The sequence below is a fragment of the Chitinophaga filiformis genome (genome assembly GCF_900102545.1).
Lineage (GTDB): Bacteria > Bacteroidota > Bacteroidia > Chitinophagales > Chitinophagaceae > Chitinophaga > Chitinophaga filiformis.
Genome location: NZ_FNBN01000001.1, coordinates 1,147,202 through 1,172,169, shown reverse-complemented (window position 1 = coordinate 1,172,169; position 24,968 = coordinate 1,147,202). Strand labels below are relative to the sequence as shown.

Here is a 24,968-nt window from a genome sequence, read left to right as displayed (position 1 = left end):
TAGAGAAGATCCTTATATATTTCATTGGTAACGACTAATTCTATAATTTAGGCTATATGACGAATTTTATTCCAATATTTCCCCTTGGCATTGTAGTATACCCGGATGAGCAATTGAACCTGCATATTTTTGAGCCAAGATATAAACAGCTTATCAAAGATTGTATTGCTGAAAACAAACCGTTTGGTATTCCCGCAGTGATCGATAAAAAAATGGTGGAGTATGGTACGCTGGTGGAGATCGTGCGCGTAGAGAAAACCTATGATAATGGCGAAATGGATGTTGTGACCCGCGGCATCAAGGTATTCAGGATATTGGAAGTGATCAGAAGCATTCCGGATAAAATGTTCACCGGAGCGATTGTTTCCTACCCTGAAAATCATTTTAACAGTAATACCCGGCTGCAGATGCAGGTATTGCAGGCGTTGAGGGAGTTGCATCACATCCTGCAGATCAGTAAGACATTTAAAAAGGCTGACGAAGAGCTGATCGCTTATGATATTGCCCATCATGCCGGGTTGTCACTGCATGAGGAATACGAGGTACTTCACCTCTTCCAGGAACTGCAGCGCCTGGAATACCTGAAACGTCACCTGCTGAAAGTCATCCCGGTAATGGCAGAGATGGAACGACTGAAGGACAGGGTGAAACTGAACGGACATTTCAGGAATCTGACTGCTGGCGACATTTAAAACCCTCTCTTCTCCGGGTTCCTGGTTTGCCGGGGATTGTCTACATTTGGGGCCGAAAAACGCCCGCGTTGGGCCTCTATTTAATCACTGATATGAACAGAATTATAGCGCGTATAGCGTTTGTTTTTTCTCTTCTGGCGATGGTATCCTGTGAAAATGACATGAATGCCATCATGAACCTCGACAAGAGTACAACAGCCGTTGAAGAGGGAAAAGATATAGAATCCATGTACAGCCAGACAGGACGTGTAAAAGCGAAACTGACGGCACCGCTAATGCTCAGGCACCTGAAACCTCCTGTATATGTGGAGTTTAGTAAAGGGCTTAAAGTGTTATTTTATAATGACAGTCTGGGAGTGGAGAGCACTCTCACTGCCAGATATGGAAAGTATTTTGAGAATGATGCCAACATCTTCCTGAGAGATCATGTAGTGGTGATCAATAAAAAGGGGGAAAGATTGGATTGCCAGGAATTGAACTGGGATTCCAAACTGCAGAAGTTCCTGTCCAACAAGCCGGTGCGTATCAGCACATATACAGACACATTGTATGGTACCGGATTGGAGTCAAACCAGGATTTCAGTGATTATACTATTCTGCATCCGAGCGGTCCGTTTACTATACAGGATAGCACCATGACGCAGTAACATATTACCGGTTTATCCGGCTACAACGAGAACGGCCCGACATCGCATATGCAATGTCGGGCCGTTTCGCTTTAACCTATTTTTAACCTAAAATTTTGTCTCTATAAAAACGCAAGAACCATGCCATTAAGTATGTGCAAATAGCAGGTTTTTTCCTGATATAAGCGTTAAAGATTATCTGATAAAGGGTTAGTATAAGGAGCCTATTTCTCGCCCGAATGGGCGTTATTTACTAAGTGCTGGTTTAATGATAGTTATCATGAGCATGTATTATGAAGGTTATAGGTATGATATGGGTTAAAAATTTATTGTATTAGTAGGAATACTACTATTTTTTTATTATTTTCCACTTATAGATTTCTGATATGGAGACAATTAACTGGGCAGATTTTGAGAAAATAGAAATCCGGGTGGGTATGATTACAGAGGCCGCTGACTTTCCAAAGGCAAAGAACCCCGCTTATCAGCTGACGATTGATTTCGGACCTGAGTTAGGCATAAAACGATCTTCCGCCCAGATTACGAAATTATATAACCGTGAAGAGCTGATTGGTAAACAGGTAGTGGCGGTGGTAAACTTCCCAGTCAAGCAGATCGCTAACTTCTTTTCGGAGTGTCTGGTATTGGGAGTTGTTGGTAATGATAAGGAGATTGTACTGCTTCAGCCTGATAAAACGGTGGCTAATGGACTCAGGATAGGCTAAAAATACTAACTTATTGATAGTATATTCACTATTGAATAGTGAAAATATACAATTGAAAATTAATATAATATGATAATATTTAGTATATGATTGCTGACCTATCCAAACAGGCTGTTTTACGAACTATTTTATAACGTTCACGGAAATAGCATGTCAACACATGGGAGCCTGCTATATCTTTGGCTCAGGTTTTTCATAGGATATGGTTAAAATTATTACAAGGGCGGTATTCTTACCGCCCTTCTATTTTAGATCTAGTTTGTACTTTTAACCCCTTTTGCCTCAGTAACTGACTTTCAATTATACTTATCAAGATGGTCTCCGGAAAATCCCTGAAAATGGGTATTTTTTTCCCTACTTATCCTTATACGTTCACCTTCTGTTTCGATGCGTTCCCCAAGTAAAATATAGCATTCACTAGAATGCCCTTTGAGGGTATGTAAAATACGCGCACCTTTGGTACAGGTTTTTCAATAAAGATATGGTTAAAATTTTTCGGGGCTGTAGTCTTGCAGCCCCGTTTCTTTTTCTACAACTTTCCATATTTTAGCTCAGATCCTTTCCCAGCAACGGTTTTCCTTCTTTTAACTCTGAAATCGCGCTTGATGTACGAACTACTGACCGGTTCGTAATACGTCTTTTTCCCTTTAACGTTTACCTGAAAAATTGATACGTTCACCGGAAACGAGAGGTATTTTGCTTGTATTGTCTGATACGTTAAACCGGAAAATCCTTACGTTCACGGATGGAATACTCTCTTTAGCTATTCCTGGGCTTTCTTTCCTTCTTTTTATCTGGTTTTAGCCTTTTGTTGTTCTTAGCATTCTTCATGGTATCTGTAGCACTTCAGCTTACCTTGGCTGGGTGGATTGCCATATTGGGTTTCCCTGATTGTCCTGTCTGGATTTATGGGGTTGGGGGTATGGTTATCGGAAAGGTTGCAGGTGGGATCCCTGGCTGAGTTCTTTGAAGCTTCTTGCCTATGAAGCTTAGGGAGGTCGTATTGGGCTTTGGAATATCCATTAAACCCCTGATAGGTCGTATCATCGGCTTCAAACAACATTAGGCCAGGGATTCCCACCTGCACCTTTCCTGACAGCTAGTAGGAGTTATGGAGTGCTTTCTGTTCAGGGGATACGCCAGTGTCATCAGATATTCAGGTATTCAGATATTCAGCCGCCATTGGGTATAAATGGGTATTTCTGTGAGTATGAGGTTAGATTAAATAAGTTTAGATTAAACAAGTTCAGATTAAATACTATGTGGGTAAAGTACCGAGCTGAATAACTGTCGCCCCGCTATCCATTTAAACCCCAAAATAGCGGAAGGCTTCAGGTGGAGCCCCAAGGCCTAAGTTGTTTGAAGCTGGCTGATACGATCTGCCAGGGGTTTAATATATATTCTAAAGCTGAATACGACCCTCTAAGCTCCATAGGCAAGAAGCTTCAAAGAACTCAGCCGGGGCCCACTCTGAAGCCGCAGCGGCAGCTGCGACAAAACGGGTTCCAAAACAACAAGCGATAATTGCAAAGAATTCGCGAAAACGGCAGTAGCAACCAAACGGCCTCAAAAAAACAATCAAGAATAGAAAAGCCGGTCAGTATAACACCAACCGGCCCCAAAAAATATCAAACAAGACTACTGCTCAAACTCCTTCGGAAAAGGACGCTCCAGCAGATTGCTATAAATGAAACGGTACATCTCATTGTCGCTATGCCTGTTCTTAACGCTATTACGCCAGCCATGCCTTTCTCCCGGATACACCATAAACTCGAAATGCTTCCCAAGGTTTTCCAGCTTATCAACAAACTGAATGCTGTTCTGCATATGCACATTGTCATCCATTGTACCATGCACGATACGCAGAAGGCCTTTATAGCGGTCTGCATATGTGAGAGGAGAAGTAATACGATAACCTTCAGGATTCTCCTGAGGGGTATCCATATAGCGCTCAGTATAATGGCTGTCATACAACTGCCAGTCAGTTACAGCGAAGTTCGCCATACCGTGCGTGAAGACATCGGCGCCATAAGTTAATGCCATGCAGGTCATGTAACCGCCAAAACTGCCACCCGTCATGCAGACCTTGGTGGTGTCAGTCCAGGGCTGCGCCCTCAACCATTTTGCGGCATCCATATAGTCCTCAATTTCATGCTTGCCCAACTGACGGTGAATGTAGTTCATCCCCATTTTACCCAGCTGACCGGAACTGCGGTTATCGATAGCAACCTGGATAACGCCTTCCTGCGCCCACCATTGGGTGCTGAGCGGCATCTTCCAGTTGTCGTATACGGTGCCCGCATCAGGACCGCCATAAATGCTGATCAGGATGGGATACTTCTTACCTGGCTGCATATGTAATGGCATGGTGATGGTCATCGGAAGTTCCAGACCGTCGCGGGTCTTGTAGTATTGCAGGGTGGTGCCAGCGAGATTGTATTGGCTGAACTGGCTACCTTTGGCATCGCCAAGTTCTCTGATCACTTTGCCTTTATTGTTCAGCAACGCCATTTTGGGCGGAGTGGATAGATTGGAGTAGGTGGTCACGAAGTAGCTGCCGTTAGGACTTACATCTACCGCATGGAAGTAGTCGCCGAAGGTGAGGCGGGTGATAGCGCCTGTTTTCATGCTGACCTGGTAGAGGTCTGTACGGGGAGATGCCTCTTTGCGGGCAGTGAAGTAGATGATGCCTTGTTTATTATCGATGGCGGTAATGTCTTTTACTGTCCAGTTGCCGGAGGTCAGCTGTTTGTTCAGTGAGCCATCCATGTTGTGCCAGTAAAGATGTGCCCAGCCGGTTTTATCGCTTCTCAGGATGAAACCTTTGTTGCCTGTGAGGAAGGGAATGTTGTCATACCAGTCGATCCACGTGGACTGCTTTTCGTCATAGATTTCCTTTTTCTGGCCGTTTTCAGGATTGATCTCATAGATCTTCAGATTGTCCTGTCCGCGGTTCATCCATTGTACCCATAAGCGTCCTTCCGGAGTGAAGAAGGGAGCGCCGAAGTATTGGTCATCTTTTTCGTTGAAGTCGGCCCATAAGGTCTTACCACCGGTTACCAGTACGGTACCTATTTTCACGGCAGGGTTGGTGTCGCCGGCTTCAGGGTAGCGGGTGTTTTCCAGGTAGCCGTGCTGTCCTTTTTCGCTGTAGATAGGGAAGACAGGTACTTTAGAATCATCGAAATGCATGTAAGCCAGGTAGCGGCTGTCGGGACTCCACCAGAAAGCACGGTATCTGGAGGCGCGGCCGAGGATTTCCTCATAATATACCCAGGATGCCCAACCGTTGTAAACTACGTCAGAGCCGTCTGTGGTATAGCGGATCTCCTTTTTGGTGGCGATCTCAATACTGTAGAGGTCATTGGCGCGGGTAAAGGCGACATACTTACCATCAGGAGAAAGCGTAGGGTTCCTTTCCTGGGCGGTATCGCTGGTGAGTTTTGTTTCGGTACCCTCTGTTGAAGTGTAGATGATGTCGTGATCACGTACCTGTACGGTAGCTCCTTCCGGCGGTGTGGCATAAGGTTCTGCCTTGCCGGTCGCAGCATCCACTTTCCATGCTTTGGAGGCGCCGCCTGTAGTGCGGTATTCGATGTAATGTGTGTCGTCAGCCCATCCTCTGATAGATGGTAGTGGTTGATAAAGGCCGGTCGTTTCTCCTCTGAAGATCTGGCGGAATGACAGGTCTTTTTTGTCCTGTGCCTGCAGGCTGAGACTGAGAACACTCAGTGCTATGAAACAGGCTGACCCGTAACGTGTTGTATGCATGTTTTAGCTCTTGTTGTAAAGTTTCCTTGTAAAAGAGCTAAAATAATTAAATAAAGGAATGATCAGTCTTAAATTGCGATGGGCGGAGCAATGGACCTATTTTCCGGTATTCGCTATAATAATGGCCGCAGCCATCAGGGCAACGTCTTTCAGGAGCATCGTGAGCGATGGCAGGTCTTCAGTGGCATGGGGAATATGCACCAGTATAATGACAATGAGGAGGAAGAGCGCCAGCAGGTATCCCGCGAGTCTTACCGACTTATTAATAATGAAAGCGATCGCTGCCAGGATTAGCCCCAGGCCGGTAATGTAAACCCAGATAATGCCACCAGGAATGGGCACAATGGCTGCCATGATTTTGGCGTGTACCAAATGGGTGATACCAAAAAGACCCATAACAACAGCGTAGATGATGATCGCGACTCTGGTGGGAACGATAGTTTTCATACGGTTTTGGATTTTTAACAAATGTAGTGGGAAATGGTTGGGGGATTGTCATCGAATTCGATGGCGATGATTATTTATATAACAGAGCCATTCGCACCAATCGGCTCCGTAGGTGCCGTGTGTTTGTAGCGCGGTGCAACCCCCGGGGAACGAAATGGTGCAAGCCCAGAAACGCATAACGGAATCAATCGCGGCAATCGGCTCCTTAGGTGCCGTGTGTTTGTAGCGCGGTGCAACCCCGGGGGAACGAAATGGTGCAAGCCCAGAAACGCATAATGGAATCATTCGCGGCAATCGGCTCCGTAGGTGCCGCGTGTTTGTAGCCCCGGGTGCAACCCGGGGTAAAACAAAACGGGTGTATCACAATGATGATACACCCGTTCAAATATTATTACGAGCGCTATATTCCGGCTCAAATCTTCCCCGAAGGGAAAAAGAAATACTACGCGGTCTTCTCCGGTTTCATCTGCGGGAAGAACAGCACGTCCTGGATGGAAGGCTGATTCGTCATGATCATGGTAAGGCGGTCAATACCGATACCGATACCGGAGGTTGGCGGCATACCATATTCCAGCGCACGGAGGAAATCGTAGTCGATGTACATAGCTTCATCATCACCACGTTCCATCAGTTGTACCTGCTCTTCAAAGCGTGCACGCTGGTCGATCGGGTCATTCAGCTCACTATAGGCATTAGCCAGTTCCTTACCGTTCACCATGAGTTCAAAGCGCTCTACCAGTCCTGGTTTGCTGCGGTGTTTCTTGGTCAGCGGACTCATTTCCACCGGATAATCGATGATGAAGGTAGGCTGTACATAAGAAGCCTCACATTTCTCACCGAAGATCTCATCTATCAGTTTGCCCTTACCCATGCTCGGTTTCACATGGATGCCCAGCTGGCCACAGGTTGCGCGCAGCTGTTCTTCGTCCATGTTGGAAACGTCGATACCGGTATGTTCGAGGATGGCGTCGTACATGCTGATCCTGCGGAAAGGCGCTTTAAAGTTGATCGTTCTCTCGCCTACCTGTACTTCTGTAGTGCCGTGGAGGGCGATAGCGATCTTTTCCAGCAGGGTTTCAGTGGTACGCATCATCCACTCATAGTCTTTATAGGCGGCGTACATTTCCATTACGGTGAATTCCGGGTTGTGGGTACGGTCCATACCCTCGTTACGGAAGTCTTTCGCAAATTCATATACCCCTTCAAAACCGCCTACGATGAGGCGTTTGAGATACAGTTCATTGGCAATACGCAGGTACAGCGGGATGTCCAGCGCATTGTGGTGGGTAGTGAACGGACGGGCCGCTGCACCACCGGGAATAGGCTGCAGGATAGGCGTTTCCACCTCCAGGTAGCCCATTTCATTATAGAAGTCGCGGATCGTTTTCAGGATGAGGGTGCGTTTGATGAACACATCCTTTACCTGTGGATTTACGATCAGGTCTACATAACGCTGACGGTATTTGAACTCTGGATCAGTAACTGCATCGAAAGTCTCTCCTTCTTTTTCACGTACCACGGGTAATGGACGGATGGATTTTGCCAGCACGTCCAGTTTGGTTGCATGTATAGATAATTCCCCGGTTTTAGTAATAAAGGCGAAACCTTTCACACCTATGATATCTCCCAGGTCGAGCAGCTTTTTGAAAACGGTATCGAACATGGTTTTGTCGTCACCGTTGCTGATATCGTCACGACGGATATACAACTGAATACGTGTAGTATGGTCCTGGATCACCACGAAGGCGGCCTTTCCCATATCGCGTACACTCATGATACGGCCAGCCAGACATACGTCCTGGAACTGGTCCTTGGTTTCCTCCGTATACAGGGCCTTGATATTGGCAGCCGTATTATTTACCGGATATTCTTCCGCCGGATAAGGGTTGATGCCCAGTTTCTCCAGTTCCTGCAGTTTCTCCCTGCGTATGATCTCTTGCTCAGATAATGGTGTCATGTAGTACTGATTACAATAATGGAGTGCAAAAATAATCGATTTAAGGGGGAAATGAACGAAACATGGAATTGGCACCAAATTTTCATTACTGATAAGACCCCTATCGGGATTCATCAGCTTCTAAAACAACAAAGGATGAAAACCATTATTGTACCTACAGACTTTTCCGCCACTGCTTACAATGCCGCCCGTTATACTATGGGGCTGGCGCAGCAGATGGGCACTACCCGGATTGTGCTCTATCATGCGTATGAACTGATAGTGCCTATTCCGGATATTCCTACCTCCATTCCGATGGTAGATCCCAATGAACTAAAAACCAGCAGCCTGGAAGGCCTGGAACATATGAAACAGGATCTCCTCGCCGACTTGCCGGAAGGAACGGTGCTGGACTACCGGGCTGACAATACCCTCCTGGCGGCTAACATTGATAGCCTCAGTAAGGAGGAAAATGCAGACCTGATCGTTATGGGCACTACCGGCGGCAGCCAGCTGGAGGAGATCCTGATTGGCTCCAATACAATAGATGTGGTGAAACATACTACCTGTCCGGTATTGATTGTGCCTTCTATGGCCACTTTTAAGCCAGTCAGGAAGATCGTTTTTGCCTGCGACTTCAGGAAAGTAGGCACCCATACCCCTGTTTATCCGCTGAAACGCCTGCTGGACGTCTTCAATGCGGAGCTGCATGTGCTGAATATTGACAAGGAGGGAAAGGGACTGGGTAAGGAAACGCCTCAGGCCAGTCTGCTGCTGGATAGCTTGCTGGAAGGCTACCATCCGAAGTACCATTTTGTAGACGACAGCAATGTGGTACATGGTATTATGGAATTTGCGGATAAGGAAAATGCAGATCTGATCCTGACCATTCCCCGTAAGCACGGATTGTTTGAAGGGATCTTTAAGCGGAGCCGTACCGCTCAGCTGGCATTCCATACGCATATTCCGCTGCTGGCTATTCACGAATAACCAGCCATATTACCACTTGTACTTTAGATTAAACTTCGGGGGATCTTTTTGCTCTAACTTTATATCTACGGATCTTAAATATTGTTACTATTTTGCATATCAAACCACAACATCAATCTATGTACAAGAAACTATGTCTATTGTTATTATCCAGTGTGGCCTTATTGCCGGCGTCTCAGGCCCAGTTGCTGAAAAAGCTGGGAGATGCTGCTAATTCTGCTGTATCTAAAACAACCGGATCCAGTAATGTTACCCAGTCAGAAGCAGGTAATGCTATTAAAGAAGCCCTGGCAAAGGGTGTGGCTAACGGTATTGCTTCCCTGAACAAAAAAGATGGCTTTTTCGGAAGTGAAATATATAAGCTCTTATTACCTCCTGATGCCGTGAAGATTGGTAATACCCTTCGTTCTGTAGGGCTGGGTAGCCAGGTAGATAAGGCGATCCTGTCTATTAACCGTGCTGCTGAATCAGCAGTAGGATATGCTGCTCCTATCTTTGTAGATGCGATCAAGGAAATGAGCATTACCGATGCACTGAAACTGGTTTCCGGCGGTAATAACGCTGCGACTGAATACTTTAAAGGCAAGACCACTGACAAGCTGAAAGCTGCTTTCTCTCCTGTAGTGAAAAGCAATCTTGACAGCACCAGCGCTACCAAATACTATGGTGATATTGTAACTACTTACAATAAACTGCCTACTACTTTCAATAAGGTAAATCCTGATCTGCAGGACTATGTAACTGGTATGGCGGTGAATGCACTGTTTGACCAGATTGCCAAGGAAGAAGCGAATATCCGTGCTAATCCTGCTGCAAGAACGACTGACCTGTTAAAGAAAGTGTTCAGCAAATAATTACTCAGTTATTCCATAAAAAACGCCTCGTGTCTTGCGATACGAGGCGTTTTTTATGGAATGATCTTTATATAGTTCCAGCCAGTAATACCTGCCAGGCATCCTGTACGCGGCCCTGTTCCAGCAGGCGTTGTGCATGACGATGCAGTTCTTTCTCCATCTCGTCGGGTGTGATACTGTAATACTGGATGATATTCTTCAGATGATCGTCATCAAAAGCCGGATCTACGGTAGGTTGTTGCAGTACATTGGCCAGTTGTCCCAGGTTATTGCCTGTCAGGATATTGCTTTGCCTGATAGCGGGTGGCAATGCATCGATGCCTATGCCCAGTTCTGTTAGCGGTTTAGCTACTTCGAATACGGCTGCGCCGGATGCCCTGCAGTAATAATCCCCTCCCATCCTGGCTACCAGGTCTATCTTATGAGGATCGATAGCGCCATTTTCATTTAAGATAGCATCATTGATGTGGATCAGTACCGGTTCACAGATGATAAGATTACCGGCCCCTCCTTCTGTACCCTGTGGCAGCACTTCCCTGACAATACACTCAAACTGTACCGGACTTTCCTTTACACGGAAAGGTTTCACTTTTTCGGAAGGCTGTGGGGTGAATCCTGCCTTCTCGAATTCGTTCACGCCTTTAGGATATTCGCAGCTGGAAAGGGAGGCTTGCTGTACCATCGCATAGTTGACTACGTTGATCACCACTTCCATGGTTTCCAGTACGTTCTCCAGGGTATGTTTGGTGGTATTATCACGTACCCTGCGTGAGGGTGAAAATATAAGTGTGGCAGGGTTACTGCCGAACAGGTTAAAGAAGCTGAAGGGAGACAGGTTCGGGCGTCCGTCCTTATCGACCGTGCTGGCAAAACAAATAGGTCTGGGAGCGATAGCGCCCTGTAAATAGTTATGCAGTTGTGCTGTTTTGATCTGCCCTGGAATGATCTGCATGTAGCGTATTTATTTTTTCAATTGCAGAATAGAAAAAGTAGAATCTTCTTCCACAATGGTGTTGGTCAATGTACCTAATCCATCTATCGTCATTTCCACTACGTCGCCGGGCTTCAACCATTGTTCCTGGTAATTGGGATCATTGAGTTTACCGGTGCCATTCAGTTCCAGGAAGCAGCCGGTGCCTACGGTGCCGCTGCCTATCACATCGCCTGGCAGGATATTGGCGCCGTATGCGCAACGTTCGATGATCTCGGCGAAGGTCCAGTCCATGTCGCCCATGTTACCTTCACTTACCTGTACCCCATTGACACGGCAGGTCATTTTCAGGTTATAGTTCTTGCCGGTATGGCCTGGCCTTGCTGGAATGAGTAGGTGTTCCAGTTCATCGGGCGTAACCAGCATAGGACCTATCACGGTACTGAAATCCTTTCCTTTGGCAGGACCAAGATTGAGTTTCATTTCCTCCATCTGTAGCGTACGTGCGCTCATGTCATTCATGATCATGAAGCCTGCAATGTAATTGTCTGCCTCAGCAGCCGGTATGTTACGGCCGGGTTTACAGATCACAACGGCCGCTTCCAGTTCGAAGTCCAGTTTATCGAAATGGTCAGGCATGCAGTAGATGTCACCGGGCCCCTGTATGGCATTATGATTGGTAAAATAGAAGATGGGATACTGATCAAATTCAGGGATCATCTCAATGCGGCGGTTACGGCGTGCAGCCGCTACGTGTTGACGGAATGCGTAACCATCACGGCAGGAGGTAGGAAATGGTACCGGGGCCAGTATATCTACCGACTGGTAGGGTATCGGAGTGGCGTTACCGACAGTTTTACCCGCCTTTAGTTGTGCTTCCGCTTCACGGGCGATGCCTATCACTTCTTCCCACATGAGCAGGAAATGCTGCATGTTGCCGGGCAATTGAGGATCCAGGTCCTGGGTGTTATACAGTTGATCGCCTACGAGGATGGCCAGCTGGTCAACCTCATCACGGAGGTAAGTAACAAGTTTCATAATGCAGTTGGTTCTGGTTGTATGATCTGTAAATATAGGTAAAATGACATCGCTGTAAGTAAATGCCTTCTGAGTTGGGCTGGCTGTAAAAAAGTCAGTAGGGGTATGAGGGTAATGACTATAAATGTCGTCTGTATAAATAGGTGGCCATAGATAATTTAATATGGTATGTGAGTTGATCCTGTTGATGTTACACAGTGAATTATCTGAAGCGGGGATATACTGCTCCTGTAATTCAATAAATAAGGGTATCATTACACAGCAAACGGTCTATGACCCCACCCCTGCATAGGAAGTAAACTTTATATTAACATATCCCCGCAACACTTAAGATCGGCATAATATTAGCGGGATGCTTTTTCGGCTAAGAATAATAGATTAAGAAACAACGTATCATTCGTTTAAGCACTTATTTGCATTAAATAAAGGAGTTATGAAGTTTGATAAGATTAAGAACAAGGGACAGGCGCGACTATTTGAAAGCAGGTATTTAGAGATGCTCACCAAAACACATCCCCTTGTGATATGGGCCATGTATGTGCCTATTATCAGTTACATGTTATACTACAGCAATACCACATTAGGTTTTAGTATTGCCCACATCGTAACAGTTTTTTTGGGGGCCATGTTCTGCTGGACATTGTTTGAATATATCATGCACCGCTATCTGTTCCATTTCAGCAGTGAGAATCCCAGAGTAAGAAGGATCATCTATGTAATGCATGGCAACCATCATGAATACCCCCGTGACAAGCAAAGATTATTCATGCCCCCTGTGCCCAGCCTGATCCTGGCTTCCCTCATTTTCGGTTCACAATATCTTTTCCTGAGAGAATATACTTTCATGTTTTTCCCCGGCTTTATACTGGGTTACCTGATTTATGGAAGTATGCACTATGCTATTCATGCATGGAACCCTCCTGCCAGATTCCTGAAACCTTTATGGCGTAATCACCATCTGCACCATTACAAAGGTGAAGAGAAAGGATTCGGCGTAAGTTCCAGCATATGGGATTATATCTTCGGAACAAGTTTTGACCTGGAAAAGGAGAAAGAAGACAAGGCGAAAGTGAGGGAACTGATGTTCAACAAGCAATAGTCCTGTTTACCATTTTTCTTCACCATCATCAGGTGGAGGTTGACTATAAGTTTTACGGGCAATAATCTTTTCCTGTTGTCTTTCTATCAGCAATGCGGCTATCTTTCTATACACGCCGGGAGTAAGGTCTGACTCAAGTATGCTGCGGACCTTCAATTCTGAGACATCTACTTTATAGAGCAGCAGTACAAATTGCTGAAAGTCTGTGCTGATCAGGAATTCCAGTTTTTCCGCCAGTAATGCTTCCAGTTGGTCATATGTAATACCCGGAGCTGTTTGCAAGGCAGCATCTGCTGATAATTGTAAGGTAGTTTCCGGCAATAATTGTATCATACACAAAAGTAAAAAGGTCCCGTCTCAGACGGGACCTTTTGTATGTTATTTCATTTGTTTGATCTTGTAGGAGGCGTTGGTCACTATCTTCACCGGCACCTTGATATCTTTCTTGATCCGTTTGGCTTTATTGGCCTTGTAGGTGTAAGTACCGTTCATCTCCGTATTCTGTGCACAGATGCTGGGTAAGCCGGTATTACGGTCTATCAGGTAATTTGTCATGATATCTCCGCTGATCTCTGCGGTAGCCTGTATACCATCTTCAATGGTAAAGGTTTCCACTTTGTTGGTAGACACTTTACCGGTACCATTGATCTTAGCTGTCTGGGCATCCCAGGTCTGCAGGTTCCAGTAGAGGTCAATACTACCTACCAGGCCTGTGCGGATGGGTACATTCTCTTCCCAGCGGGTACCTGTTTTGATACTGCGTACCGGGTAGATGACCAGGAGTTGCTCCAGCCAGGAGCGGAAGGCATTGGTTCCGAACTGGTCTTTCATGAGTTTCTTATAGGCGTCCTGCTCGTCATCCTTCAGGTTGGTGAAAGTAGCGGATGCTTTATCCAGCAGCTCATCCAGCCCGGTGATCTTGTTAATGAAACCGGTAGAGGATATGTCTACCGTGAAAGGATGGTCCAGTATGCTTTTCAGGGCAGCCTGGAAAGGTTCTTTATCATTCGGTACATTGGCGTCAACCAGAATGTTCTGGTTACGTGCGTTAAAATTGAACTTGAGCTCTTTATAGCGGAAGGTCAGGTAGGCATGACCTGGATTAACGTCATCAATATCAATGCTGATAGTATTGTTGAAGTCGCGGGTTACGCGTTGCATCACATCATCAACGGTAGTATAAGTTTCACTGCGGCTCTCCTGTTTCAGTTCAAACTTTTGTCCCTTCTGAAAGCTGTAGCCAAGGTCTATATAATCTCTTTTTTCATCGGTCTGGGCTTTCACAGGCAGAGCCAATACTGCTCCCATCACCATTGACACCAAAAATCGCTTCATCATTACGCTATATTTTTTATACATACTTTTCAATTACACCCAGGCCGAAAAGGGCAAAATCATATTTGGCAGGGTCCAGCGGGTCCAGTTGCCGGAGTTGCCTGGTAAGGGCAAGCGCTGTTTTCCAATCTGACTTTGCAGCAGGGATCAATCCCAGCCTGGTGGCCACTCTTCCGACATGTACGTCCATTGGGCATACCAGCTGAGATGGCTGAATATGCTGCCATAGTCCAAAATCCACGCCATTTTCGTCGTTCCTGACCATCCAGCGAAGGTACATATTCAATCTCTTACAGGCGGAATTTCTCGCGGGAGTAGAGATATGTTTCCGGGTCCGTTCCGGGTGTTCCGGCAGGAAAAACATGTGATGAAAGCCACGAAGGGCGTTTTCTATGGTTTCATCTTCAGATGTGATATGCCCGCTGAAAGCGAATTCAAGCGAAGTAACGTCTGTATAATAGCCCTGGAGGAATTCTGCAAAATACATCAGGTCTACCCCGTTGAAAGTTCTGTGGCAGAACCGGAGTAGTTTCATCCGCTCCTTTGGTTTGTGGTTGAGGATGAAGTCATAAGGAGCGTCGTCCATTAGCTTCATCAGCTCTGTACACTTATTGATGATGGTGGTACGGTTACCCCAGGCCAGTATAGCAGCAAACAAACCTGAAATTTCAATGTCCTGAAGTTTTGTAAACCTGTGCGGGATACATATAGGATCGCCTTGGATAAATTCCGGGGTATTATAATGTGCCGCTTTTGCGTCTAGAAAGGTCTTCAGTTGCTGGAATTTCATAATGGTTGCTAGGTTTTAGTACTATGGCTCCGGGTGCGATACACCGGCGGTCCGAAAAATAAGGAAAGATGTTCACACTACAGGAATTTATATAGATAACGGATTATCTACTATAGATGACTGATAGTGAGTATTTATGAGTATTCGGAGCTAAATGCCCCGGATCTGCAACCCGGATTGCGAAGGGTTTGAGGATATATGTGAGATACCTCCTCAAACCCTCCCCGTGGAACTTCCCGGAAAGTATATAAATAAGATTACCCGATGGCTTTCTGAAGGTCGGCAATAAGGTCTTCGGCATCTTCGATACCTACACTGAGGCGGATGAGGGAATCCACCAGACCATTGGCTATACGGTCTTCCCTTGGTATAGAAGCATGCGTCATACTTGCGGGGTGCCCTATCAGCGATTCTACACCACCCAGTGATTCTGCCAGTGAGAACAGATGGGTGCCGCTTAATACCTTCATGGCAGCCTCCTGGCTATCGTCTCTGAGGGTGAAGGAGATCATGCCACCGAAACCTCTCATTTGCTGTTTGGCAATGTGGTGGTTAGGATGATCTTCAAAACCGCACCAGTACACTTTATCCACTTTGGGGTGCTGACGGAGGAAGTTAGCAATGGCAGCGCCATTCTCGCAATGCCGCTGCATACGTACGTGCAGGGTCTTCAGTCCTCGTAATACCAGGAAACAATCCTGCGGACCAGGTACTGCGCCGCAGCTGTTCTGTATGAAATAAAGCTGTTTTGCCAGTGCTTCATCTTTTACGATGATAGCTCCATGTACTACATCGCTATGACCACCCAGGTATTTAGTTGCACTGTGTACAACAATATGTGCGCCAAGGTCCAGGGGATTTTGCAGGTAAGGAGATGCAAAGGTATTATCCACGCAGAGCAGGACATTATGTTCCTGTGCTATTCGGGCACTGGCAGCAATATCAATAATGTTCAGCAATGGATTGGTAGGTGTTTCTATCCAGATCAGTTTTGTGTTGGCGTTGATATACCTGCGTATATTCTCTGCGTCCTGCATACCGATAAAGTGGAATTTAATACCATACCGTTCGAATATTTTGGTGAAAATGCGGTAAGTGCCACCATAAAGGTCGTTGGAGGCAATCACTTCATCGCCGGGGTTGAGCAATTTCAACACAGCGTCGGTTGCGGCAAGGCCACTACCGAAGGAGATACCGTATTTACCATTCTCAATAGCGGCAAGGGCATCCTGTAATGCATCGCGGGTAGGATTTTGTGTACGGGCGTACTCATAGCCTTTATGCTGGCCGGGGGCGCTTTGTACATAGGTGGATGTCTGAAAGATTGGGGTCATTATTGCCCCGGTTGACGGATCCGGGCTAACGCCTGCGTGTATGAGTTTAGTTCCCAGCTTCATGCCTGAAATATTTTGTTGTGAGATGATCTGTTAATCTGAAAGTTCCAAAGGTACTAATTCCGGCATTGCGGCGAATAGAGGGTGAAAGTCGGACGTTATTGCATACGCTGTGAATGCTATCTTAAAGACATCCAATAAGATAGCTCATCAGATAATAAAAAAGGCAAATAAGTAGTTCTACGCAGCACCAGGCTGAAGTATAAATACGGCCTACAGGCGTGGTTTTTGTCCGAAATCGCTTTCAAAAGTTCCTTTACCGAAGAAAATGCAACATTCACGAACAAAATTTGTTCACTCAGCCGAAACCGTAGTTTCCGCGCAGTAATTCGCCCTACATTTGAAAAGGTTTTTCATAGGATATGGTTAAAATTCGTGGGCGGTAATCTTACCGCCTTTTTTCTTACTTAATTAAAAGCGAAAAGGGAATAGCTTGCTATTCCCTTTTCGCTTTTAATCTTTTGCGCTATGTTGTTGTGTAAACTATCTACTGTTGCAGTCGGGTTAAACGGTCTCTTATTCACATGATGCGCTGTGGTGCATTACTGATGATTTAAACAGGTACTTATTTCTTTTTATCAGTCTTTACAGCAGCAGATGCTTTTTCTGACCATTTAATGGGAAGGCTTACACTCGTGGTATCCCAGGCTACTACTAGATTAGCGCCATAGTCTGCCTTTTCGAAAACGATTGTAAAAGGTTCTACAGGTGTGGTTAGTTTATTAACCGGTACATCTGTTCTTACCACATCTTTACGCTGATCGTATTTAAATGCGCCCCAGATATCTGTTTCACGGTTAACGATCATGGTCCATTTCTGTTCGGAAAGCAGGGCATAGAGTGTATAACGGCCTTTAGGAATGGCTTTGCCACCGATTACAACGGGACGGAAGAACTCTATTTCTGTGGCTTCATTGGCGCCGAGGCGATAGATCTCGCCATAAGATTCCAGTTCACCAAAGATCTTTCTGCCTTTTTTCTGTGGACGGCTGTAAATAACACGTGCTACAAGTGATCCGGGTTCACCTTTTACTTTCACTACGTAAGGATACATTACAGGATAATAGGCCATGTCCATAGGGCTGGCATCCAAAGGGGGCATCTTTTTTTCCTGCGCATAGCCCGAAAGGCCGGTGAAGCCTGCTATGGCGATAAGCAGCATTACTCGTACTGGATTTTTCATTGTTGGCTATCAATTCAAATGTTAAGAATAATGGTGCAAACCTACGATTTAATGTGTGTAAGTTTTAACGAAGGCGACCAATTCGGGAAAGAATGTACGGTAATGTGCAGCCAGTGTATCATAATGTTCATGTAGTACTGCATAAGGAGCGTCTGCCGTAACATCGAGATATTTGGCCCTGTGAACGATACCATTAAAGCTCTTATAAATACCGTCCATAAACCTGTAACCATACAACCAGTTATGTTGCCGCATATGGTGGAACACCTGCTGGAATACAGGCGGCAGTATATCATGATGACCGGCTAAAGCAGTATATACTTCTTTCGAAAAAGCAGTCAGGGTCGTATCTGTAAAAATGGTAGGATCTGTAGCCAGGAAATGATCGTATACAATGTCAATGAATACAGCACTATACCTGCCACATGAGGGCTGAAAGTATTCCCTGGCGGCCAATGTAACAGAATGTGTATCTGTAAAGGTATCAATAGCCCTGTGTAACTGTATACCTTGCTGTATAGCCGGATCATATTCCTGCCATTGCTTACCTTTTACATAATCAGCAATCATATTGCCTACTATCAGCGACTGATCATGAAAAGAGAGATATGCGTGGGCCAGGTAATTCATACACTGAAGATAGAATAACTTTTGGAGCTACTGCATTTTGCAAACGAGTGCATCCTATACAGCTTCAATGTTACGTGCGTGTTAAGACTTGTTAAATCACCGCTTTAGGTTAGTTTTTATACCATTTATGGTGATTGCCCGAAATGAAAAATGTGCTGACATTTGTGTCGTCATGTTGATAACACCCGAAGTTAAACAGTGAATAAAAATCGTTAACCATTGGTAAAGGGACAATAGAGAACTGCAATAATTCCATTCGTCAATGATCCTGGAATTTCTGTCCAGTTTAACAAAAGCTTAACGGAGACCGTTGCAACAATCGGGCGTTCAGCGCAACATGTGCATGGCAAAGGAAGTATATGGGAAGATAAGGTAAGATAAGCATGCAGGCAGTATAGGTGGTTTTAGCCAAGTAATCTAGCGTATCCACTTATAACAAAGCATTTGACCCGCACCTCATCTAACATGTACATTTACATCACAAAACAAACCAATAAAAGTTTCCGCCATGAAACCTAGCATCAATTCAACTAACCTCACAACTGCATCTGCGGATGCAACCCGGTTACCTGGTAACCGTTTCAGAAGAATGCTGCTCTTATTTGCTGCAGTACTTTTCTTCTCCACACAATTTGCCTTCGCTGGTACTAAAGAAATGGAAGCAACTTCCAAGCTGAAACAAGCCCTTAATAAAGAGTTTGCCGGTGCTTCCGATGTAAAGTGGTACAGCGAAGACAACAAGACGTTTATGGCTAAATTTAACCTGAACGCACGCAGTGTAACTGCTTACTTTGACGGAGAAGGTAACCTGCTGGCTACCCGCCGTTACATTGACGAGCAGTATCTGCCACTGGCTGTATCCAACAAACTGGCAAAACGTTACCCTAAGGATGTAGTTCGCTGGGTAGTGGAATTTGACAGTGAAGGATCTACCGTTTATTATGTTACACTGGAAGGTGAAAAGACCTGGAAAGTGATCAAGGCTGGCCCGAACGGCGACCTGAGTGTTTACCAGAACATGAAAAAAGTTTAGACATCAGTTCATCAGTTGAAAGTCCATAGTCAGCATAGTCCATAGTAGCAGCCGCTATTATGGGCTATTTTTTTATTTCCTTACCTTTGCCGTTCTCTAATGGATTTTAAACTTATAAACGGACATGAATAAAGGACCTGTTTCTCAATTTATCCAGCACCACTACCGCCACTTCAATGCGGCCGCACTGGTAGATGCTGCCAAGGGATATGAAACACATTTGCTGGAGGGCGGTAAAATGCTGGTATCCCTTGCTGGTGCCATGAGTACCGCCGAGTTGGGCATTTCTTTCGCGGAAATGATCCGCCAGGGAAAAGTAGACATTATCTCCTGTACCGGGGCTAACCTGGAAGAGGATATAATGAACCTCGTAGCCCACACACACTACAAAAGGGTACCTCATTACCGTGACCTGAGCCCACAGGAAGAATGGGATCTGTTACAGGGTGGTTTCAACAGGGTGACAGATACCTGTATCCCTGAAGAGGAAGCTTTCCGCCGTATACAGGAACATATTGTTAAGATCTGGAAAGACGCGGAAGCAAAGGGCGAACGCTATTTCCCACACGAATACATGTACAAGCTGCTGCTGAGCGGTGTGATGAAAGAACACTATGAGATCGATCCGAAAAACAGCTGGATGATCGCTGCTGCAGAACGTAATATTCCGATCGTTGTGCCAGGATGGGAAGACAGTACCATGGGTAACATCTTCGCTTCTTATGTGATCAAGGGTGAACTGCAGGCTTCTACCATGAAGAGCGGTATCGAATACATGGTATGGCTGACTGAGTGGTACCGTAACAATTCCGCTGGTAAGGGCGTAGGTTTCTTCCAGATCGGTGGTGGTATCGCGGGCGACTTCCCTATCTGCGTGGTGCCAATGATGTACCAGGATCTGGAATGGCATGATGTTCCTTTCTGGAGCTACTTCTGCCAGATCTCTGACTCTACAACTTCTTATGGTTCTTATTCCGGTGCTGTGCCTAACGAGAAGATCACCTGGGGTAAACTGGATATTAACACGCCGAAATTTATCGTTGAATCTGATGCTACTATCGTAGCGCCATTGATATTTGCTTACCTGCTGGGTTGGTAAGAGTATCCGTCAACAGATAAAATACTATAATTGAACGCTGATCGCTACATTTTTTTGTGGTGATCAGCGTTTTTACATTGGCATAATGCTATCAGTTTTAATATAGAAAGCGTATATTGTACCCTTATAACTTCCAAATATGAAAAACATTATTCCACTTCTAACGGTGGCGGCCGCGGTAAGCATAAGCGCCTGCCAGTCTGGTACAAAAACCAACAATAATACAACAGATAGTATGAGTACGAATCAAGACACTGTTTCCGCAGGACAGATATCAGATGCTGCATTTGACAAAATGGTTGATGGCAAACAGGTAAAACTGTACCACCTGAAAAAAGGCAATCTCCAGGTAGCTATCACAAACTATGGCGCCAAGATCGTTAGCCTGCTGGCTCCTGATAAGCAGGGACAACTGGCTGATGTGGAACTGGGATATGACAATATCGACCAGTATGTGAACACCAAGGAAAGGTATTATGGCGGTATCGTTGGACGTTACGGTAACCGTATTGCCAAAGGCAAATTCAAAGTGGATGGCAAAGAATACACCCTGGTTACAAACAATGGTGTAAACCACCTGCATGGCGGTAAAAAAGGCTTCAATGACGTGGTATGGGATGCAGAGCAGCCTAATGATCATACCCTGAAACTGCACTACCTGTCAAAAGATGGTGAAGAAGGATACCCTGGCAACCTGGATATCACCCTCACCTACGAAGTGACAGACAGCAACGAAGTGAAGATCGATTATTCCGCTACTACTGATAAAGCTACCGTAGTAAACCTGACCAATCACTCTTTCTTTAACCTGCATGGCGCCGGCAACGGTGATATCAATGATCATATCATGTATATCAATGCAGATAAATATACCCCTGTTGACAGTACCCTGATCCCTAAAGGTAAACTGGAGCCGGTAAAAGGTACGCCGATGGACTTTACCACTCCTACCAAAATCGGAGAAAGAGTGGATGCTGATTTCGAGCAGCTGAAATTCGGTAAGGGCTATGACCACAACTATGTACTGAACAAAAAAGGCAAGGAACTGTCTCTGGCGGCTACCGTACAGGAACCACAGAGCGGCCGTTTCCTGGAAGTATGGACAACCGAGCCTGGCGTACAGTTCTATGGTGGTAACTTCCTGGATGGTACCGATAAGGGTAAGGAAGGCAAGACATACGTTCACCGTGGTGCTTTCTGCCTGGAAACACAGCATTTCCCTGATTCCCCTAACCAGCCGTCTTTCCCTTCAGTAGTGCTGAAGCCAGGTGAGACTTATACCTCTACCTGTGTATACAAGTTTGGTGTGAAGTAAGGAGGAATTGTGAAGATAATTCGGAGCCATAGTACCTGCGGGTGCTATGGCTTTTTTTTGTGCTTTTAACAGTATCAATACGGGTATTGATGCCGTACAAACATTGTTAAAGCGGTATCTGTACCCAATTATATAGAAGTTTGATCCCGGTACATATTCGGTAGGACTATAGTGCAACTATAGTGGGATCTCCTACCTATAGGCTCCTTACTATAGCATTATAGGGACTGCTCTATAGCGAATGCTATAGAACGGTAGGCCTAATGTAGGACTACAGGGCCTATAGATATAGCATCGCGCTATAGTCGTACCGAATACCGACTATATCTTTCAGTTATATCGTTGTCAGAAAAACAGGTCGGAAGCGATCCCGTCCGCAAACAGTCTTCCTTCCGGAGTCAGCACCAGTGCGTCCTCTTTCAACACCATCCAACCTTTATCGATAATAGGTCGGGCCATTTTCAGCAGCGTATCGCGGGTATCAACTCCGAAGCGTTTAGCTACCACTGGCAGCAGGCAACCCTGGGAGGTGCGGAGGGTGGTCATGATGTACTCATTCAGCATCATGGTGGGCGTCAGTTCTTCCAGTTCGAAGGGAATGGTGTTTTGCTCCAGGCTTTTGATGTAAAGGGCATTATTGGCGATGTTCCACTGGCGGGAGTGGCCGTTGAAGGAATGTGCAGAGGGACCTAGTCCGAGATAAGGTTGGGACTGCCAATAGCTGCTGTTATGCCGGGAATGCCATCCGGGTAGGGCGAAATTGGAGATCTCATAATGTTCATAACCTGCTTTGGTGGTCCACTGCATGAGCATTTCAAAGTGACGTGCGGCCTTGTCGATGTCTACGGCCGGTACTTTCTTTTTGCGGATGAACTGGTCCAGGGCAGTGCCCGGTTCTACGGTGAGGGCATAACAGGAAAGATGCTGAACACCGAGATCAATGGCCTGCTGTACATTGGCTGCCCAGCCTTCATCGGTGAGGGTAGGTCCGCCGTAGATCAGGTCTATGGTCAGGTTGTTGAACCCTGCAGCCTGAGCGTCCCGGATGCATTGTAAGGCTTGTTGACTATTGTGCGCACGGTTCATCCAGCGGAGGTCTTCCTCATGGAAGGACTGTACCCCGATGCTCAGCCGGTTAATGCCGGCAGCACGGAGGTCCCTGAGCTTTTCAGGGGAGAGATCATCAGGGTTGGCTTCCAGGGTGATCTCTGCGTCGGTGGATATCTTGAAGGTATTGTACAGTTTGTCCAGCAGTTGCTGCAGATCTTCTTTGGCGAGGAGACTGGGTGTTCCTCCTCCGAAGTAGATGCTGGTAACGGTCTGGCCGGCGAGATAGTCCTTTTGCAGCATGATTTCATGCAGCATTTGCTTTATCAGGGCTGGTTGCAGTGCAAGAGAGGTGGAAAAATGAAAGTTGCAGTAATAACAAGCCTGTTTGCAAAAAGGAATATGTAGATAGATACCTGCCATGTTTTTTGTTGTTCGATGAGTGGGGTTATTCCCTGCTGTTTATGTTCATTATTGTGACAGCAAGGGCGATCCCAATGAAAGCAGCGGCAAAGGTACGTGAATAGTGAGGTATATTATTTTAACATCTCCAGGTTTTTTCCACGTAATGCTATTGCCTATCCCTGTTGAAAAGCAGTATCCTGGCTGTTATATGCCCGTATTATACCTGGAGTTAAGGTGGATATTAGGTGGACTTGAGGTGGACTTAAAGGAATCCTGATCGGGTGAAAATGATATTAATATGGAAGCTATCGCTGCGAAAATAAAGATACGGATTATTGCGTTTATGGACAGTGTGGCAGAATCTGAATAAGGTTTCATCTTTATAGTCGTTGTTGACGATCCTTAAATAAGTATATGATTATTATCGTATACGATCTGTAGCGGATAGACAATTTTTATATCTTTGTCCAACTTTAAACGGCATTTTAAAATATTTCCTGGTGCGAAACTGGTTGTTGCTTCTGTTCATTATACCCTGTTTACGTTTGGCGGCCCAGACGGATAGTACTGTACGGCAGGAGCCGGCAGTGCAGAATGCGCCTGCAAAAGTGCAGAACGCTCCCCGTGATACTACTGCCAGGCCAGTGAAGAAGAAAGTGCCGGTAGTCAAAAAGGATAGCGCAGGTGTAACGATACCTGCAAGTGCTTTAAGGCCTGCAGCTCCGGCAGCGCCAGTAGCTACTACTCCTGCTGTTCCGGCAGTCCCAACCGCTATAACTCCTGCTACTGCGGCGGTTCCCGCTGATAGCGCACAGCAGCAGACTGTCGTACCTTCGAGACAGGAAACGACCTATGATCTGTTCCTGAAGGAGCTGGCAGCAAAGAATGTGTTTTTAAAGAGTAATAAGCCCACCCGGCTGGATGTGAACAAGCTGAGGGTGTACGACGATCTCGACTGGCTGGTATATGTCATGGCAGGTGTAGTATTGCTGTTGGGTATTATCCGCTTGAGCTATCTGAAATACTTCTCAGACCTGTTTAGGGCCTTTATGAATCCTACGCTGAGTCAGCGCCAACTAAAGGATCAGTTATCACAGTCGCCTTTCCCCAATTTCCTGCTGAACAGCTTTTTTGTGATCAGTCTGGCATTGTACCTCTACCTGCTGATGTACCGTCAGCAGTACATTACCAGCAATACTGCCTGGATGGCCATACCCGGCCTGATAGTACTGGTAACAGTTGTATACGGGGTAAAATACCTGATGCTGCGCTTCTGTGGCTGGTTATTCGGTAGCAGTGAACTGGCAGATGCCTATATCTTCATTTTGTATCTGATCAATAAGGTTTTGGGTATTCTGCTGGTGCCATTCCTGGTAATCTTAGCTTTTTGCACGCCGGAATTGGCAAAAGCGTTTATGTATATCTCTATATTCTTTATTGTTTTATTGGTGGCATACCGGTATATCCGGTCGTATTCAGTGGTAAAACAATACTTATCTTTCAGCAGATTACATTTTTTTCTTTACCTTTGCGCATTCGAAGTAGCGCCGGTTTTAATAATAACTAAGGTGTTGCTGGTCGCGTTAACTGGTGGTCTCTGATAAAAAACTGCCTATTGTTAACACAAG

Annotated in this window: 22 protein-coding genes; 10 read left to right on the top strand and 12 right to left on the bottom strand. The window is 45.7% G+C overall.

Translation table 11 applies throughout. From position 1 onward, the window contains the following. Positions 1-56 precede the first annotated feature (56 nt). The 3 genes from BLR32_RS04785 to BLR32_RS04775 all read left to right on the top strand — a co-directional run bounded on the left by BLR32_RS04785 (position 57) and on the right by BLR32_RS04775 (position 2,043). A complete protein-coding gene (locus BLR32_RS04785; protein WP_089829083.1) occupies positions 57-692 on the top strand; it encodes an LON peptidase substrate-binding domain-containing protein in 636 nt (211 codons plus the stop codon). Positions 693-784: 92 nt separating this feature from the next. Then, positions 785-1,339, top strand: a complete 555-nt coding sequence (gene lptC / locus BLR32_RS04780; RefSeq protein ID WP_089829082.1) for an LPS export ABC transporter periplasmic protein LptC — start codon at positions 785-787, stop codon at positions 1,337-1,339. A 365-nt stretch (positions 1,340-1,704) separates the two neighbouring features. Then, positions 1,705-2,043: a tRNA-binding protein gene (locus tag BLR32_RS04775; protein ID WP_089829081.1), complete on the top strand. Its 339-nt coding sequence runs from the start codon at positions 1,705-1,707 to the stop codon at positions 2,041-2,043. 1,638 nt (positions 2,044-3,681) lie between these two features. Here BLR32_RS04775 and BLR32_RS04770 read toward each other — a convergent pair. The 3 genes from BLR32_RS04770 to lysS all read right to left on the bottom strand — a co-directional run bounded on the left by BLR32_RS04770 (position 3,682) and on the right by lysS (position 8,218). Then, positions 3,682-5,814, bottom strand: coding sequence for a S9 family peptidase (locus BLR32_RS04770; RefSeq protein ID WP_089829080.1), 2,133 nt, complete (start codon positions 5,812-5,814; stop codon positions 3,682-3,684). 96 nt (positions 5,815-5,910) lie between these two features. Beyond that, on the bottom strand, positions 5,911-6,261 hold the full coding sequence (locus BLR32_RS04765) for a DoxX family protein (protein ID WP_089829079.1): 351 nt from the start codon (positions 6,259-6,261) through the stop codon (positions 5,911-5,913). A 442-nt stretch (positions 6,262-6,703) separates the two neighbouring features. Then, a complete protein-coding gene (lysS, locus tag BLR32_RS04760) occupies positions 6,704-8,218 on the bottom strand; it encodes a lysine--tRNA ligase (RefSeq protein WP_089829078.1) in 1,515 nt (504 codons plus the stop codon). 135 nt (positions 8,219-8,353) lie between these two features. On the opposite strand from lysS, the gene BLR32_RS04755 reads away from it, so the two are divergent. Both BLR32_RS04755 and BLR32_RS04750 read left to right on the top strand, forming a co-directional pair. Then, positions 8,354-9,187: a universal stress protein gene (locus tag BLR32_RS04755; RefSeq protein WP_176842167.1), complete on the top strand. Its 834-nt coding sequence runs from the start codon at positions 8,354-8,356 to the stop codon at positions 9,185-9,187. 119 nt (positions 9,188-9,306) lie between these two features. Beyond that, positions 9,307-10,041: a DUF4197 domain-containing protein gene (locus BLR32_RS04750; protein ID WP_089829076.1), complete on the top strand. Its 735-nt coding sequence runs from the start codon at positions 9,307-9,309 to the stop codon at positions 10,039-10,041. 67 nt (positions 10,042-10,108) lie between these two features. On the opposite strand, the gene BLR32_RS04745 is transcribed toward BLR32_RS04750, so the two are convergent. Then, positions 10,109-10,993: a flavin reductase family protein gene (locus BLR32_RS04745; RefSeq protein ID WP_089829075.1), complete on the bottom strand. Its 885-nt coding sequence runs from the start codon at positions 10,991-10,993 to the stop codon at positions 10,109-10,111. A gap of 9 nt (positions 10,994-11,002) precedes the next feature. Beyond that, the gene (locus tag BLR32_RS04740; RefSeq protein WP_089829942.1) at positions 11,003-12,010 is read right to left on the bottom strand and encodes a fumarylacetoacetate hydrolase family protein; all 1,008 of its coding nucleotides are present in this window, start codon (positions 12,008-12,010) and stop codon (positions 11,003-11,005) included. A 433-nt stretch (positions 12,011-12,443) separates the two neighbouring features. Between BLR32_RS04740 and BLR32_RS04735 the strand changes: the two genes are divergently transcribed. After that, on the top strand, positions 12,444-13,109 hold the full coding sequence (locus BLR32_RS04735; protein WP_089829074.1) for a sterol desaturase family protein: 666 nt from the start codon (positions 12,444-12,446) through the stop codon (positions 13,107-13,109). Between the two features lie 6 nt (positions 13,110-13,115). Here the strand turns inward: BLR32_RS04735 and BLR32_RS04730 are convergent, their stop codons facing one another. From BLR32_RS04730 to BLR32_RS04705, 6 genes are all read right to left on the bottom strand, one after another. After that, positions 13,116-13,442 (bottom strand): hypothetical protein, encoded by a 327-nt coding sequence (locus tag BLR32_RS04730; RefSeq protein ID WP_089829073.1) that lies wholly within the window; start codon positions 13,440-13,442, stop codon positions 13,116-13,118. Between the two features lie 45 nt (positions 13,443-13,487). Continuing rightward, on the bottom strand, positions 13,488-14,447 hold the full coding sequence (locus BLR32_RS04725) for a DUF6263 family protein (protein WP_143011363.1): 960 nt from the start codon (positions 14,445-14,447) through the stop codon (positions 13,488-13,490). Positions 14,448-14,460: 13 nt separating this feature from the next. Next, complete coding sequence (locus BLR32_RS04720; protein WP_089829071.1) at positions 14,461-15,234, bottom strand: TIGR02757 family protein; 774 nt, start codon at positions 15,232-15,234, stop codon at positions 14,461-14,463. Between the two features lie 257 nt (positions 15,235-15,491). Next, positions 15,492-16,631 carry a cystathionine gamma-synthase gene (locus BLR32_RS04715; protein ID WP_089829070.1) on the bottom strand — a complete coding sequence of 380 codons (1,140 nt, stop codon included), beginning with the start codon at positions 16,629-16,631 and terminating at the stop codon, positions 15,492-15,494. 562 nt (positions 16,632-17,193) lie between these two features. Continuing rightward, positions 17,194-17,811, bottom strand: a complete 618-nt coding sequence (locus tag BLR32_RS04710) for a DUF2911 domain-containing protein (RefSeq protein WP_176842166.1) — start codon at positions 17,809-17,811, stop codon at positions 17,194-17,196. A 48-nt stretch (positions 17,812-17,859) separates the two neighbouring features. Further along, positions 17,860-18,441, bottom strand: a complete 582-nt coding sequence (locus BLR32_RS04705) for an acyl carrier protein phosphodiesterase (RefSeq protein WP_089829069.1) — start codon at positions 18,439-18,441, stop codon at positions 17,860-17,862. A gap of 508 nt (positions 18,442-18,949) precedes the next feature. Between BLR32_RS04705 and BLR32_RS04700 the strand changes: the two genes are divergently transcribed. The 3 genes from BLR32_RS04700 to BLR32_RS04690 all read left to right on the top strand — a co-directional run bounded on the left by BLR32_RS04700 (position 18,950) and on the right by BLR32_RS04690 (position 21,888). After that, a complete protein-coding gene (locus tag BLR32_RS04700) occupies positions 18,950-19,474 on the top strand; it encodes a hypothetical protein (protein WP_089829068.1) in 525 nt (174 codons plus the stop codon). A 124-nt stretch (positions 19,475-19,598) separates the two neighbouring features. Then, positions 19,599-20,573: a deoxyhypusine synthase family protein gene (locus BLR32_RS04695; protein ID WP_089829067.1), complete on the top strand. Its 975-nt coding sequence runs from the start codon at positions 19,599-19,601 to the stop codon at positions 20,571-20,573. A 139-nt stretch (positions 20,574-20,712) separates the two neighbouring features. Further along, on the top strand, positions 20,713-21,888 hold the full coding sequence (locus tag BLR32_RS04690) for an aldose epimerase family protein (RefSeq protein ID WP_089829066.1): 1,176 nt from the start codon (positions 20,713-20,715) through the stop codon (positions 21,886-21,888). Between the two features lie 345 nt (positions 21,889-22,233). On the opposite strand, the gene hemW is transcribed toward BLR32_RS04690, so the two are convergent. Continuing rightward, complete coding sequence (gene hemW, locus BLR32_RS04685; RefSeq protein ID WP_089829065.1) at positions 22,234-23,358, bottom strand: radical SAM family heme chaperone HemW; 1,125 nt, start codon at positions 23,356-23,358, stop codon at positions 22,234-22,236. 527 nt (positions 23,359-23,885) lie between these two features. Here hemW and BLR32_RS04680 point away from each other — a divergent pair. Continuing rightward, positions 23,886-24,941: a DUF4271 domain-containing protein gene (locus tag BLR32_RS04680; protein ID WP_089829064.1), complete on the top strand. Its 1,056-nt coding sequence runs from the start codon at positions 23,886-23,888 to the stop codon at positions 24,939-24,941. The last annotated feature ends 27 nt before the right edge of the window (positions 24,942-24,968 follow it).

What these genes read in the sequence shown, in the direction of transcription:
- BLR32_RS04775 (WP_089829081.1), top strand. Translation starts at nt 1,705, where the DNA reads ATGGAGACAATTAACTGGGCAGATTTTGAGAAAATAGAAATCCGGGTG.
- BLR32_RS04770 (WP_089829080.1), bottom strand. Translation starts at nt 5,814, where the DNA reads ATGCATACAACACGTTACGGGTCAGCCTGTTTCATAGCACTGAGTGTT.
- BLR32_RS04725 (WP_143011363.1), bottom strand. Translation starts at nt 14,447, where the DNA reads ATGATGAAGCGATTTTTGGTGTCAATGGTGATGGGAGCAGTATTGGCT.
- BLR32_RS04710 (WP_176842166.1), bottom strand. Translation starts at nt 17,811, where the DNA reads ATGAAAAATCCAGTACGAGTAATGCTGCTTATCGCCATAGCAGGCTTC.
- lptC (WP_089829082.1), top strand. Translation starts at nt 785, where the DNA reads ATGAACAGAATTATAGCGCGTATAGCGTTTGTTTTTTCTCTTCTGGCG.
- BLR32_RS04755 (WP_176842167.1), top strand. Translation starts at nt 8,354, where the DNA reads ATGAAAACCATTATTGTACCTACAGACTTTTCCGCCACTGCTTACAAT.
- BLR32_RS04695 (WP_089829067.1), top strand. Translation starts at nt 19,599, where the DNA reads ATGAATAAAGGACCTGTTTCTCAATTTATCCAGCACCACTACCGCCAC.
- BLR32_RS04715 (WP_089829070.1), bottom strand. Translation starts at nt 16,631, where the DNA reads ATGAAGCTGGGAACTAAACTCATACACGCAGGCGTTAGCCCGGATCCG.
- BLR32_RS04735 (WP_089829074.1), top strand. Translation starts at nt 12,444, where the DNA reads ATGAAGTTTGATAAGATTAAGAACAAGGGACAGGCGCGACTATTTGAA.
- BLR32_RS04690 (WP_089829066.1), top strand. Translation starts at nt 20,713, where the DNA reads ATGAAAAACATTATTCCACTTCTAACGGTGGCGGCCGCGGTAAGCATA.
- BLR32_RS04750 (WP_089829076.1), top strand. Translation starts at nt 9,307, where the DNA reads ATGTACAAGAAACTATGTCTATTGTTATTATCCAGTGTGGCCTTATTG.
- BLR32_RS04740 (WP_089829942.1), bottom strand. Translation starts at nt 12,010, where the DNA reads ATGAAACTTGTTACTTACCTCCGTGATGAGGTTGACCAGCTGGCCATC.
- BLR32_RS04785 (WP_089829083.1), top strand. Translation starts at nt 57, where the DNA reads ATGACGAATTTTATTCCAATATTTCCCCTTGGCATTGTAGTATACCCG.
- lysS (WP_089829078.1), bottom strand. Translation starts at nt 8,218, where the DNA reads ATGACACCATTATCTGAGCAAGAGATCATACGCAGGGAGAAACTGCAG.
- BLR32_RS04705 (WP_089829069.1), bottom strand. Translation starts at nt 18,441, where the DNA reads ATGAATTACCTGGCCCACGCATATCTCTCTTTTCATGATCAGTCGCTG.
- BLR32_RS04745 (WP_089829075.1), bottom strand. Translation starts at nt 10,993, where the DNA reads ATGCAGATCATTCCAGGGCAGATCAAAACAGCACAACTGCATAACTAT.
- BLR32_RS04720 (WP_089829071.1), bottom strand. Translation starts at nt 15,234, where the DNA reads ATGAAATTCCAGCAACTGAAGACCTTTCTAGACGCAAAAGCGGCACAT.
- BLR32_RS04765 (WP_089829079.1), bottom strand. Translation starts at nt 6,261, where the DNA reads ATGAAAACTATCGTTCCCACCAGAGTCGCGATCATCATCTACGCTGTT.
- BLR32_RS04730 (WP_089829073.1), bottom strand. Translation starts at nt 13,442, where the DNA reads ATGATACAATTATTGCCGGAAACTACCTTACAATTATCAGCAGATGCT.
- BLR32_RS04700 (WP_089829068.1), top strand. Translation starts at nt 18,950, where the DNA reads ATGAAACCTAGCATCAATTCAACTAACCTCACAACTGCATCTGCGGAT.
- hemW (WP_089829065.1), bottom strand. Translation starts at nt 23,358, where the DNA reads ATGGCAGGTATCTATCTACATATTCCTTTTTGCAAACAGGCTTGTTAT.